Source organism: Simiduia sp. 21SJ11W-1 (assembly GCF_024138675.1).
Lineage (GTDB): Bacteria > Pseudomonadota > Gammaproteobacteria > Pseudomonadales > Cellvibrionaceae > Simiduia.
In genome coordinates this window covers 1,662,377-1,675,180 of the sequence record NZ_CP090959.1, presented here as the reverse complement: position 1 = coordinate 1,675,180, position 12,804 = coordinate 1,662,377, and the positions used below count along the sequence as shown (strand labels likewise).

10 protein-coding genes and 5 tRNA genes are annotated in these 12,804 nt (G+C 55.5%); 4 read left to right on the top strand and 11 right to left on the bottom strand.

Going from position 1 to position 12,804, the window contains the following annotated elements:
- The first annotated feature begins 45 nt into the window (after nt 1–45).
- Nucleotides 46–1,023, top strand: coding sequence for a DUF1853 family protein (locus L1F30_RS07365; RefSeq protein ID WP_253361201.1), 978 nt, complete (start codon nt 46–48; stop codon nt 1,021–1,023).
- Here the strand turns inward: L1F30_RS07365 and L1F30_RS07360 are convergent.
- The 5 genes from L1F30_RS07360 to L1F30_RS07340 all read right to left on the bottom strand — a co-directional run bounded on the left by L1F30_RS07360 (nt 981) and on the right by L1F30_RS07340 (nt 5,132).
- Nucleotides 981–2,099 carry a cyclic nucleotide-binding domain-containing protein gene (locus L1F30_RS07360; protein ID WP_253361199.1) on the bottom strand — a complete coding sequence of 373 codons (1,119 nt, stop codon included), beginning with the start codon at nt 2,097–2,099 and terminating at the stop codon, nt 981–983. The two genes, L1F30_RS07365 and L1F30_RS07360, sit on opposite strands and share 43 nt — an antisense overlap.
- Before the next feature lie 26 nt (nt 2,100–2,125).
- The gene (locus tag L1F30_RS07355; protein ID WP_253361197.1) at nt 2,126–3,055 is read right to left on the bottom strand and encodes a 1-aminocyclopropane-1-carboxylate deaminase/D-cysteine desulfhydrase; all 930 of its coding nucleotides are present in this window, start codon (nt 3,053–3,055) and stop codon (nt 2,126–2,128) included.
- Nucleotides 3,056–3,066: 11 nt separating this feature from the next.
- Nucleotides 3,067–4,404, bottom strand: a complete 1,338-nt coding sequence (locus L1F30_RS07350) for a hypothetical protein (RefSeq protein WP_253361195.1) — start codon at nt 4,402–4,404, stop codon at nt 3,067–3,069.
- A 528-nt stretch (nt 4,405–4,932) separates the two neighbouring features.
- Nucleotides 4,933–5,009 (bottom strand) — tRNA-Asp (locus L1F30_RS07345).
- Nucleotides 5,010–5,056: 47 nt separating this feature from the next.
- Nucleotides 5,057–5,132, bottom strand: a tRNA-Val gene (locus L1F30_RS07340).
- Nucleotides 5,133–5,327: 195 nt separating this feature from the next.
- Here L1F30_RS07340 and L1F30_RS07335 point away from each other — a divergent pair.
- Nucleotides 5,328–6,776 (top strand): nitrogen regulation protein NR(II), encoded by a 1,449-nt coding sequence (locus L1F30_RS07335; protein ID WP_253361193.1) that lies wholly within the window; start codon nt 5,328–5,330, stop codon nt 6,774–6,776.
- Here L1F30_RS07335 and kynU read toward each other — a convergent pair.
- The 6 genes from kynU to L1F30_RS07305 form a co-directional block, all read right to left on the bottom strand.
- A complete protein-coding gene (gene kynU, locus L1F30_RS07330) occupies nt 6,773–8,023 on the bottom strand; it encodes a kynureninase (RefSeq protein ID WP_253361191.1) in 1,251 nt (416 codons plus the stop codon). The two genes, L1F30_RS07335 and kynU, sit on opposite strands and share 4 nt — an antisense overlap.
- Entirely contained in the window at nt 8,010–8,906 is an 897-nt protein-coding gene (locus L1F30_RS07325; RefSeq protein ID WP_253361189.1) for an alpha/beta hydrolase, read from the bottom strand. The genes kynU and L1F30_RS07325 overlap by 14 nt, the downstream gene beginning before the upstream one ends.
- A 58-nt stretch (nt 8,907–8,964) precedes the next feature.
- Entirely contained in the window at nt 8,965–9,978 is a 1,014-nt protein-coding gene (gene ltaE, locus L1F30_RS07320) for a low-specificity L-threonine aldolase (RefSeq protein WP_253361187.1), read from the bottom strand.
- Between the two features lie 109 nt (nt 9,979–10,087).
- A tRNA-His gene (locus L1F30_RS07315) sits at nt 10,088–10,163 on the bottom strand.
- A 124-nt stretch (nt 10,164–10,287) separates the two neighbouring features.
- Nucleotides 10,288–10,364 (bottom strand) — tRNA-Arg (locus L1F30_RS07310).
- Nucleotides 10,365–10,401: 37 nt separating this feature from the next.
- Nucleotides 10,402–10,478, bottom strand: a tRNA-Pro gene (locus tag L1F30_RS07305).
- Nucleotides 10,479–10,954: 476 nt separating this feature from the next.
- Here L1F30_RS07305 and folD point away from each other — a divergent pair.
- Entirely contained in the window at nt 10,955–11,797 is an 843-nt protein-coding gene (gene folD, locus L1F30_RS07300) for a bifunctional methylenetetrahydrofolate dehydrogenase/methenyltetrahydrofolate cyclohydrolase FolD (protein WP_253361186.1), read from the top strand.
- Between the two features lie 94 nt (nt 11,798–11,891).
- Entirely contained in the window at nt 11,892–12,725 is an 834-nt protein-coding gene (locus L1F30_RS07295; RefSeq protein WP_371922653.1) for a pseudouridine synthase, read from the top strand.
- Nucleotides 12,726–12,804 lie beyond the last annotated feature (79 nt).

The window sequence follows — 12,804 nt, the reverse complement described above, 5'->3', positions numbered from 1 at the left end:
GCGTCATTTAACATGGCCTCATCCTAAGGCACACGCGGGAAGACAATGGACTACCGGCAAATTTCGCAAGATCTCACTTGGTGCATGCACGCGCCCTCACTCTTGCGCGGGCCCGCCTTCGATTACCTGAACAGCCTGCAAGCACGCCTTGCACAATACCCGCAAGCAGCGCGGGCAAACTTCGAACCGGCACCACGGCTGGGGCACTATTACGAACAGCTGTGGGAACACCTGCTAAGCCAAAGGCTCGGCTGGACGCCTGTGGCCGTCAACCGGCAAATCAGCGAGCAGGGCCGCACACTGGGGGCACTGGATTTACTGCACTACGATGCCCAGAACAACACCTACGTGCATACCGAGCTTGCAGCCAAGCTCTACCTCTGCCAGCACACAGGCGATTCTCTGGCACACTTTATTGGCCCCAATGCCATAGACCGGCTGGATATCAAAACCGAACGGCTTTTAGGCCACCAGCTGCCCCTGGCCCAGCAGCCGCAGGCACAAGCCCACATTGATCACTGGCTGGCAGCAAAACGCTTACCCGCCCGCACAGAGGCCAACTGGCAAAGCCAGGCGCTGGTACAGGGTTGGCTGTTTTATGCAGACGAAAGCAATGCCCTCAATGCGCAAAAGCTGCCACAACACCCCATGATCAACCCCGGCCACCTGCGCGGGCGCTGGCAACATGTTTCGCAATGCAATGGGCAGGATTACGATCAATGGCTGATATTGCCGCGGCAGTACTGGTTATCGGGCGCTTGCATTGGGGCCCGCGAATGCCTGCGGGCAGACGCGCTTGGGCACTGGCCGCCAGCGCAGCTTACACAGCCCTTACTGCTAGATAGCAAGGCATTTGCCGCCATTCTCGGCCGCCACAGCCAAATAGAAAAACCCCAGCCACTGCTGGTGGCCGGGGTTTATTTGGAATCGGGCAATTGGTGTGAGGGCCAGCGCCGCATGCTGGTGGCCGATAACTGGCCCTATGCGTCTACCCGCTCGGCTTTACCGCCGCGCAGCAAGTAATCATCGCCAGCCTTAAGTAATTGCAGGCGCAAGTTAGGGTCTTGGTTTACCCCGCGATCCAGATAGCTCACGTGATACCCCAGCTTTTGCAATAAATAGGTGGCGGCGTTTGAGCGCCTGCCGGTATCACAATAAAGCACATACTCTTGCGCTTTATCGAGCATACGGGTTTTCAACCGCAACAGGCTCACAGGAATATTCACCGCCTGGGGCAAATGGCCCATGGCGTATTCATCTTCAGTGCGCACATCAATAAGTACCGCCTGCTCTTGCACGTTACCCAGCGCCGTCAGAGGCAGGCTGTTTACCTTTGGCTCTTTGAGCAGGCGAATGAAATCCTGTTTATCCATCACCATCAGCACACCGTCGCTGGTCATGCGCACGGTGGCGTTGCGTACGGTTTCATTCACCAGCGCGTCTTCACCAAAACAGCGCCCAGCGCCAATATCGGCAAGGTGCAGCGGCTTTTGAATACCATCTTTCGAGCGCAACACTTCAGCGGTGCCCTCTTTGATAAAGTAGCAACCATCACCCACTTCACCCTGGCGCAAAATTACCTCGCCCTGCTCCACTACACGGGGCTTCAAGCGGCTGAAGATTTCGCCAATGTTGGTGGGCGGCACCTTGAAAAACAGGTTGGATTTTAAGATGGTGAGCATCCAATCCACATCTTCATCCAGCTCTGGCTGATAGGCGGTATCAATTTTCAAATACTCTGCTACCTGGCTCCAGGTAAGCAATTTATCGAGCTGCTCGCTGTTAACGCGCAATACACTGCAATCGGTGAGCGCAGTGGCGGTGCAGGGCCTCGGCTGTATGGGCACCAAAGGGAACAGGCTGCTGCGGCCCTTGATAATTTCCGTAACGCCATTGGGGTGGGAAAACTCCACATCGCCATGCAATAGGTAGATATGTTGGCGATCAAAACTACCGGCCTCAAATAGCGATTGGCCCTTGAACACCATCTGCTCAGGGCAGTGCTGCAAAAGCTCCTGCAGGTGTGCATCACCCATGGCCTTGAGCGGCACCAGCGTGCGCACCCACCCAAAATCCAAACCCTTGCTGTCTGTAGACATCGCCGCATCCATTGTGCTTTTACCCTTTAAAGTTCCAACCCGCGCAAACCCTGTAAACCACCGGTGTGAATGGCCAACACCCGGCTACCGCGCGGCCAGCGCCCAGCTTCTGCCAGATGCTGTAATACCCAAAACAGCTTGGCAGTATACACATGATCAAGCTGCACCCCAGTATCCTCAAAAAAATCTGCCATGAAGGCCGCCAAGGCTTCAGTGCACTGGCCATAGCGCCCGGGCGCCATGCCTTCGAGCAACTGCCAGTTTTGCAGTTGCGGCTCGCCAAGCAACCCGCACACCCGGGCCGCGAGCGGCAGGCTGCCGGCCTTTAAGGGCCCCAATACAGACACCCCGGCCACGCGTCCGGCTTGGCCTAAGCCCTTCGCCACGCCCGCAAGGGTAGTGGCAGTGCCGGCGGCCAGGCACACCTCGGTAAACTCGCCGCGCCTGGCGATATCTTGCCCAAGCACCTCACAGCCGCGCATCCCCAGGGCATTGGCGCCACCTTCGGGAATAACACAATACTCGCCCGCCCCCAATTGCTCGGCCACTGCCTGCATTAATGCCCGGCCTTCAAGTGCACACAGCGTGCGGTAGGCCTGCCTTGAGACGAAAACAAGCTGCATGCCCGCAGCCTCTGCGTCTTCGAGCGTGGGGGAAAGACGCGCCTGCCGCTCACCGCGCACTATGCCTATAGCTTGGCGCTCCAGCGCCTGGCAGGCCATTGCAAGAGCGTATAAATGGTTTGAAAAGGCGCCGCCGAAGCTCACCAGCGGCACACCCTCGGGGGCCTGCAACAGGTTGTAATAGAGCTTGTAGAATTTGTTGCCCTGGCACCATGCGGGCAGTAAATCATCGCGCCGTATCCAGCACTCAAGCCCCTGCTCGGCCATGGGCTGCCAGTGCAGCCGCTCTAAGGGAACTTGCGCTGCAACGCGGGCTAAATCGGGCAGCAACATAGGCGCTATGCTCAGGAAAGCACCGCAAATTGCCGGGCAACAGGCGTGCGATGTTCAGCGCAGCGGTCATTTTCGCCCGGGTGAAAATCGTTGGGGTTGTGTACGCGCTCAATGTGCGCGCCACAAACACTGCCATCAGCCTTGAGGGCGCAGCAGCTGGGGTTGTTGTAGTGGGCCAGCCAGCTTTGGTATTGGCTGGGGGTCAGGCCACACTTTTTGGCAGCGTAATCCTGCGGGTTTTCTGTGTATTCGGTAAGCTCTGCCACGGGAATGGTGATGTGCCCCGCGCCCGGTTGGTAGGCTACAAAATTTATGCCGTACTGCTGCAGGCGCTCGAGAATCTCATCGCCTGAATTGCCCATCAAACTCTGCACTTCGGCGCGCAGGCGGGCAATTTCTTCGTTGAGGCTCGCCTCTTGTTCGTTGCGATAGAGAAGCTCCATATCGCGCATTTGAATCATATCCTGCAAATCGGAGGTGGCGGCCTCGAGCTTCATTTGCATCTCAAGCTCGTATTGCTCGCGCAGCGATTGGACGCTCTCCTGCTCACCGGCCTGTGCCGATTTGAGCTTGTGTTCAAAATATTCGCGAATACCCGCCATTTTTGACATCTGGGCATCCATCTTTTCTTTTAACTGCTGGTTGGCGCCATGCAAGGCAACCAACTCTTTCTCGCGCTCGGCCAACGCTTCCTGGTAGCGCGCCAAGCGGCTTTGATGCTCTTGCTTGAGGCTATCAACCTGCTGCTGGAACTGGTTGCGCTGCACACTCATTTTAAAACGCTGCTCTTTCAGCAGCTGGGCCACATGGGTGCGCGCCTCGGTTTCAAATTTGGCCTTGAGCGCGCGCGCAGACGCGGTGTCTACGGCGTGACTTGGCACTGCCTGCGGCACCTCGGCAGACTGGCGCCAAATCAACCCCAGCTTATTGGCCTTAACGTATTTCTTCAGCAGTGCGAAGTTGTTCTTGCCCGTGGCAACACTCGGATCCCACATGCGCGGCTGGTGCCACTCAATGGGGCACTGGGAGGCACAGGCAAGGCGAATGGCACCGGCGCCTAAATCCGGGCCATTGGTGGCGGAATCTGCCAGCTGGCCCAGCGGCACGTTCCAGCGCCTGTCTGGAAAGCCTTCGGTATCAAACTCAATGAGGAAAAACACCGCCGCCTTAACAAACAAATGGCTGTTAATGCGCACATAAACCGCCCGAATTTGCTTGCCTGCAAACTCGGGGATGGGAACATAGCCGTCCAGAATCGCCTCAAATTCGGGGTATAACATCTCCCGAATAATGCGATTTCCTTCATAAACGTAGATGGCTTCTGCCAGCTCATTGACATCTAACGGCATACCAAACTTCCCAAACAGGCAAAAAAGCCCTGCCGCCAGCCGTCATGGCCAGGGCAAATATTCTGATTAACTATAGAGGCTGTAAGTATGATCGACAACGCAGACTTGCGGTGTGATGGATTCGCCAGATTGATGACCGGCCGGCCGCGGGCGAGCTAGCGCTAAATGACTAGAAATCGATGGATTCGCTCACCCAGGCATCTTCGTAGTCGTCTTCCGACAACAGTTCGAGCAACTCTTCTACATAATCTTGCATAACTCTCATCCTTTTTATGGCGCCAGGTAATTTGTGCGCTCCCATAAAGCCTATAACCCATTGATGACGAACAGGTGACACCGCCCACAATGAATACCGAAGGCCTGAGTATAGTCACAAACTGCGAAAACGCCCGAGTGTGTACGCAACAGCGGCCAAATGGATCAAAAACCCTATGATTTGGTAAGAAAGGGCTGATGGTGAAAACAGGCAGGCACAAAAAAGCCCCGAAAATCGGGGCTTTTTTGTAAGACTAGAGGCTAGTCAAATAATGGCGGACCGGACGGGACTCGAACCCGCGACCTCCGGCGTGACAGGCCGGCATTCTAACCAACTGAACTACCGGTCCGCTAAACCGGGTAGGCGCAATTAACATGGTTAACCGCTGCCTGAATATGGTGGGTGGTACAGGGGTCGAACCTGTGACCTACGCCTTGTAAGGGCGCCGCTCTACCAACTGAGCTAACCACCCGTTGTTCAGAGCCGCGCATTCTACGCGTTTAACCGGGCCTGTCAACGACTTTTGAAAAAAAGCTAACAATTTGATTTATATACGCTTTTTGGCCACAAAATGATCAACTGGCAGGGCCTACAAAAGTCGATACAATAGCCGCTTCACGAACCGGAGCCCCGCACCGCCATGCAATGCAATGCAATGCAGCTTTTGATGGGCACATGCCCTGCCCTTTGGCTGTTCAGCCAACCAGCCCAGGCCGACGCCGGCGGCCACGCCTCAACGGCATTTTGGGTGCTTGCGGGCCTCTCTGTACTGCAGGGCGTGATGATCCTGCTGCTGCAAAAAAGCCGCGTTAAATACAAGCGCGCGCAGAACAGCCTGGAGCAGGCCAAGGCGTCACTGCAAGCGCGCATTGAAGAGCGTACTGATTCGCTGCGCACCAGCAACAACCAACTCACCGATGCCCTGGCCCGTCACGAAATCGCAGAAGAACTGCTGCGCGAAACCCAGGACTACCTGCACTCCATTATCAACTCCATGCCCTCGGTGCTCATTGGCGTAAGCCGCCAGGGCCACATTACCCTGTGGAATGCCGCCGCCGAGCGCCTGATTGGCATCAGCTCGAACAAAGCGCTGGGCCAGCCCATTGACGACATCTACCCGGAAATCGCCATCACCACTGACACCATTGAAATGGCCATAGACAGCCAAGTGCCCCAAACCCTGGAAAACATCCAACAAGGCACCGGCAGCAACTGCCGCTATTCAGACATCACCGTCTACCCCTTGATGGCCGAAGAGTTAGGCGGCGCGGTTATCCGCATAGACGACGTCACCCTGCGGGTGCGCGTCGAAACCATGATGATTCAAAATGAAAAAATGTTGTCGCTGGGCGAACTGGCAGCAGGCATGGCGCACGAAATCAACAATCCGCTGGCAGCCATTTTAAACAACGTACAAAATATCTCCCGGCGCCTAGACCCAAACCTGCCCATGAACCAAGAGCAGGCCGCCGCGCACGGCATTTCACTGGATGAAGCCCGACGCTATTGGGAGCTGCGTGAAATTCCGAAATTTTTGCAGCACATTCGCGAAGCCGGCGAACGCTCGGCGCGCATTGTCAGCAATATGCTGGAGTTCTCGCGCAACCAGTATCGCGATCACGCGCCCACACACATTCCCGAACTGCTAGACAACTCCCTGGAGCTCGCCATTCACAGCATGCAGCTCGATACCGGCGAAGATACCGAGCTGCCCAATATCGTCAAACTTTACGCGCAAGATCTGCCACCCATCACCTGCTCTGCGGTAGAGATTCAGCAGGTGATTTTGAATTTATTGCGCAATGCTTTTCAGGCCTTTCAGCAGCAGGAATACGGGCCACCGCTGAACCCCACCATTACGCTAAATGCCTTTGAAGAAAACGACTGGTTTTGCATTGAAGTAACCGACAATGGCCCAGGTATTCAGGAATCTGTGCGGCGGCATATTTTTGAACCGTTTTTTACCACCAAAGAAGTGGGCGAAGGCACGGGCCTTGGGCTCTCTGTTTCCTATTTTATTATTACCGAACACCACGGCGGCACTATTGGGGTGGAATCGACACCGGGCTTGGGCAGCAGCTTTAAAATCCGCCTGCCGGGAACGCCCAGCCACTAGGTCACTGCATGTCGCGCCTGAAACCGGGGTGATAAGTACTGCCGCTCCACCACAATTTCCTCAAGCGCCAACACACTTAAATAGATATCCTCGAAACGCAGAAATAGTGGCGAAAAACCGAGCCGCAATATATCGGGCGCCCGAAAATCTGCAATCACGCCTCGCGCGATTAACGCCTGGCAAATGGCGTAAGCTTCGCTGTGCGCATAGGCCAACTGGCTACCGGATTGCTCGGGCTCTTCAGGCGTAAGCAGCTGTAGTTCACTCAAGGCTGTGCGCTCAGCCACCAAACGCCTGCACAGCTGGATCAATGCCAGGGATTTTTCGCGCAGCGCCTGTATTTGCACGCCCTCAAACACAGACAGCGCGGCATCAAGCACGCTCATACCGAGCACACCGGGCGTACCGCATAGAAATTGTTTAACACTTGCGTGGCCGTGATAGTCATCGGAAAACTCGAACGGTTGACGGTGCCCCATCCAGCCAGACAAAGGTTGCTGACAAGCGCCTTGATGACGCTTGGCCACGTACAGAAATGCCGGCGCACCCGGGCCACCATTTAAAAACTTGTAGCCACAGCCCACCGCAAAATCCACCTGCCAATCATCGAGCGACAGTGGAATGACGCCCGCGCTGTGAGCGAGATCCCATATAACTACGATGCCCTTTTCGTGCGCAAGCTCAGTGATTTTACGAATGTCATGTAACTTGCCGGTGCGAAAATCCACCTGTGTCAACAAAAGCACTGCGACAGATTCATCCAGCTGGCCCAACAAATCCTCTGCAGACGCTGTCAGCAATTGACAGCGAGACTCACCTAACAGCGCGGCCAGCCCCTGCACCATGTACAAATCCGTCGGGAAATTTCCCTGCTGCGACAATACCTTAAATCGCTTAGGTTGCAGGCTTAAAGCTGCGGCCAACACCTTAAACAAATTGACTGATGTAGAATCCCCGCAAATAACCTGCCCGCTGTCGGCCCCGATCAAGCGACCTATTTTGTCACCCACAATCGTCGGCAACTCAATCCAGCGATTCACATTCCAGCTAGTGATTAAATCCTCAGCCCACTCGCGCTCAACCACAGCGCGAGCACGGGCCTGCGCAGCGATTGGCATGGGGCCTAGCGAGTTGCCATCCAAATAGACAACCGAAGGTGGCAAATAAAAATCAGCTCGCTTTTGCGCTAGTGGATCTTCTGCGTCCAACCTTTTAATGGCTGCGGGAACAACGTCACTTTTGCTCATTATCGGAAATCTTCTCTAAGGTCTTAACGAGAACGCCAAAAGCTTCACTGCCCGGGTGGAGCCAATCAAAATGACCGGCGGACGGCACGAGCACTGTGCGCGCATCTGCATGGCGGGCCTGCTCGGGGCCCACAATGTGATCGTCTGTGCCGTGCAACAGGAATGTCGGCACAGTTAATCGCCGCCCGGCAGGGTTGGCGCTTTGATACTCCGCAGGTCGAGTCGACAGATCGCCCCCCATAAATTTCGACACCGCACTTTGACAGCTATTTCCCCCTTGACCGTAGCGCTCAAGATCAACAATGGCCGCCAGGCCCACGAGTGCGCGCACAGTTAATGCCGAACCCGCTGTGGCGGAAGTGTTCACCGCGTCGCCATCTGCGAGCAGTGCCAAATGCCCCCCAGCAGAATGCCCTACCAACACGAGGCCGTCAAAGTCGAGATTGGCGATGGCTAATTTTTCGATGGCCCCGAGTGCCTGCCGGATATCATTTAATGTCGCAGGCCAACCACCTCCGGATGCCCCGGTACGCCGATATTCAAGTGACCACACCGCAAATCCCACATCCGCCAGCGCGCTGCTTAGGGCGTTACTGTGCTTAATATCGTAGGCACTCAACCAGCAACCACCGTGGATAAAAACCACCAGCGGGCGCTGGCTTGTGGCCCGCTCTCCCCTCGCCCGCCACAAGAGTCCGTATTGACTTTGTTCGTGACCGTAGGCGATGCGCAGGTCTGGCTCATTAAAAGGCAAATTCGCGATAGCGCTATAGGGCACATTGCCAGCTATCGCAGTAAACGAAACAGGTTGCACTGGCGTTTCAGCAAAACCTGGCATTAACCATGCGCATAAAACCGCGCCTAAAAAACAACAATGTTTCACGGCCCTTCTCCAGAATGGCGCACGAATGTATCACGTGCGGCCATGGCTCGCGGTGCACTTAGGTCAGCGCGCGCGCCACGCTGCCAATGAATGTATCAATCGCTGCACGATCAATGTCTTTGTGTGTCACCAAGCGCATGCCTTGGTAGCCTGGAATAATAAAAATACCTTGTGTGTGCAGCTGCTTGGCCAACCCATGGATATCAATGCTGGATGACACATCCACGAAAACGATGTTTGTTTGTACGGGATGAGCAGCAGTATCGAAACCTGCCAACTGCTGTAATTGTTGCGCCAAATACCGCGCGTTTTCGTGATCTTCGGCGAGTCGCTCGACGTTGTGTCGCAACGCATAATACCCTGCAGCCGCCAGAATTCCGGCTTGGCGCATGCCACCACCCAACATCTTACGCAGCCGCCGGGCGCGCTGAATGTAATCGCGCGGACCCAACAACAGTGAACCCACTGGCGCACCCAACCCCTTAGACAAACAAATTGTCATGGAATCAAAAGGCTGGGCAAGCTCTGCAATATCAACACCCATGGCCACCGAGCCATTGTAGGCGCGCGCTCCATCAAGGTGAAGCTGCAAGCCTTTTTCTGTTGCGAGCGCGCGCACTTGTTGGGTGTAACCCAATGGCAACACCTTGCCGCCTATGGTGTTTTCCAGGCTAACTAACTTTGTGCGTGCAAAGTGGCTGTCATCGGGCTTAATAGCCTGGGCAATATCGGCAAGGGCAAGGGTGCCGTCTGGCTGGTTTGGTAAAGGCTGCGGCTGTACAGAACCCAACACCGCCGCACCACCTGCCTCATAGCGATAATTGTGCGCCTGCTGGCCACATATGTATTCATCGCCCCGCTCGCAGTGGCCCAAAATTCCCAGCAAATTCGCCTGGGTGCCAGAGGCCGTAAAGAGCGCCGCCTCAAAACCATGCCTTTCTGCGGCCCAAGCTTCAAGCATATTAACGGTGGGATCATCGCCAAACACATCATCCCCCACCTCTGCCTCAGCCATGACTTTGCGCATGGCCGCACAGGGGCGGGTTACGGTATCGGATCTGAAATCAATCATGGGCTTGCCCTTAGGTATTTGCACAAAAACTAAAGACGAACAAACACCGCCCGGCTTCAGCAAATAAGCGAGACCTGCGAGCAGATAGGTAAAAAATATAAGGGGAAAATGGGGTGGACGAGGGGACTTGAACCCCCGACGACTGGAATCACAATCCAGGGCTCTACCAACTGAGCTACGCCCACCATAGAGGTGCTGATCTGCTGCAATTCTAGATTGATACTAGAAGATGAAATCAGTGTAGGTAACAAATCCGCTGGGAGCTGGTTTTGTACTGATTCGGTACCGGGTTTCTACCAGGGCCAAGAATGGCGCGCCCGGCAGGATTCGAACCTGCGACCCACGGCTTAGAAGGCCGTTGCTCTATCCAACTGAGCTACGGGCGCGTGAACGACACCTCGGTGCAACAAACGCTTTAAAAATTGGTCGGAGAGGAGGGATTCGAACCCCCGACATCCTGGTCCCAAACCAGGCGCGCTACCAGACTGCGCTACACTCCGACTTACCCGTTACGGCGGCTTGCCGTTTCAAGTGGTGCGCATCATACCCATGCGCCCTACCCGCGTCAACAAGAGAAATCCAATTTTTTATATTAACTAGGTATTTGAAAATACAGGGCTTTTCCTTTCAATTACCCGACCACAGGCCATGGCCCGCACCAACCTCTGGTTTGGCTCTAACGGCCGCACTCCAAAGCCCGTGGCGCCAGTCGATACGTATAAAAGCCCCATGCAGATCAACCCCTCAGGCAGCAGCTGCATTTTGCGAGAGCATGGCCAGAGCCCTGTAGCCAAACTCCATTGTGGCAGCACAGGGCCACTCCCTATTGGCGCCTGTAAAGAGCTGTGGGACAATGCGCGCCCTCAGGCAAGAGCTGCAAATTTCTGATCAAATAGTCAGATATTTACGCATTTACGCTGCAACTTTGCCCCTTTTAGCCACCACTTTTGATGCTACCACACAGGAAAGAACGCCCATGGCCGCCCTGCTTCTCGACGGCAAAGCCCTTGCCCAAAAAACCGAACAAGAACTCAGCGCGCGCGTTGGCGCACTCAAAGAAAAAAGCGGCGGCCAAACCCCCATTCTGGCCACCATTTTGGTGGGCGACGACCCAGCCAGCGCCACCTATGTAAAGATGAAGGGCAACGCCTGCGAGCGCATTGGCATGGGTTCTATTCGCGTGGAAATGCCGGCTTCTACCACCACCGAAGAACTGCTGGCCAAAATTGATGAGCTCAACACCAACCCCAATGTGCACGGCATCTTGCTGCAGCACCCGGTACCAGAACAAATTGATGAGCGCGCCTGCTTCGATGCTATCGCCCTGGAAAAAGATGTAGACGGCGTAACCTGCCTCGGTTTCGGCCGCATGAGCATGGGTGAAGCTGCCTACGGTTGCGCCACGCCCAAGGGCATCATGCGCCTGCTGGAGGCCTACAACATCGAGATTGCCGGCAAACATGCAGTAGTGGTTGGCCGCAGCCCTATCCTCGGCAAACCCATGGCCATGATGCTGCTGGGCGCCAATGCCACGGTCACCATTTGCCATTCGCGCACGCAGAATCTGGCCGACCACATCAAGCAGGCAGACATAGTCGTAGGTGCGGTGGGTAAACCTGAATTTATCAAGGCCGAGTGGATTAAAGACGGCGCCGTTGTGGTAGATGCCGGCTACCACCCGGGCGGCGTGGGCGATATTGAACTCACCCCGCTGAAAGACCGCGTAAGCGCCTACACGCCGGTACCAGGCGGTGTAGGCCCTATGACCATCAACACGTTGATATACCAATCTGTGGATTCTGGCGAAAAATCCATTTAAGCCCTTGCCGGGTGCGGCGCTCTGCGCGCAGCACCCGGCGCGCGCACTTTAGCTGCACTTGCCGCGTTATCTTTCACACCCCAGAGCAACCCACGTGACTCACACCTTCGAGCCCGAGGCTAACAAGCCCGGCACCCAAGCGGGCCCCATACCTGAAGCCGCCCAAGAAACCTTGCCGGTTGTGTATCAGGATGAACACCTGGTGGTGATCAACAAACCTACCGGCCTGTTAGTGCACCGCAGCCCGATTGATCGCCATGAAACCCGCTTTGCCGTGCAGCTGTTGCGCGATCAACTTGGCCAACACGTCTACCCTGTGCACCGGCTCGACAAACCCACCTCCGGCTTGTTGGTATTTGCCTTAAACGGCGATGTGGCGCGCGCACTGAGTGAAAAATTTAACGATAAAACCATCAAAAAACAGTACCTGGCACTGTGCCGCGGCTACATGCCCAGCCAGCGCCTGGACTATGCGCTTTCGGTAAAGCTTGATCGCATTGCCGATAAACACAAGCAACAAGATAAAGCCGCCCAGCCTGCAATAACAGATTTCACAACGCTTGCCACTTGCGAGCTGCCCTACGCGGTAGATCGCTACCCGGTTAGCCGCTACTCACTGGTGTTGTGCGAACCCCACACCGGGCGCAAGCATCAAATTCGTCGCCACCTGAAACACGCAGGCCACCCCATCATTGGCGATGCCAAACACGGCAAAAGTGTGCACAACCGTTTTTTTGCCAACACTTTTCAGGCAGATCATTTGCTTTTAAGTGCGGTGGGTCTAGATTTCAGCCACCCGGTAACAGGCACAAGGCTCACACTAAATTGCGCAGCCGCACCAAAATTTATTCAGGCAATTAAAAGGATTGATTGGCAGGAGCCAGATTGGGCCGTGGCCATTGCGCCCAAGTGGTTAGCGCACGGCTAAAAGTGAAAAACGGCCACTGTATCAGGCAGCTTTGGGCGGCGGTAAGCACGCCGCCCAAAGCCTAAAGCGCAAGGGGCAT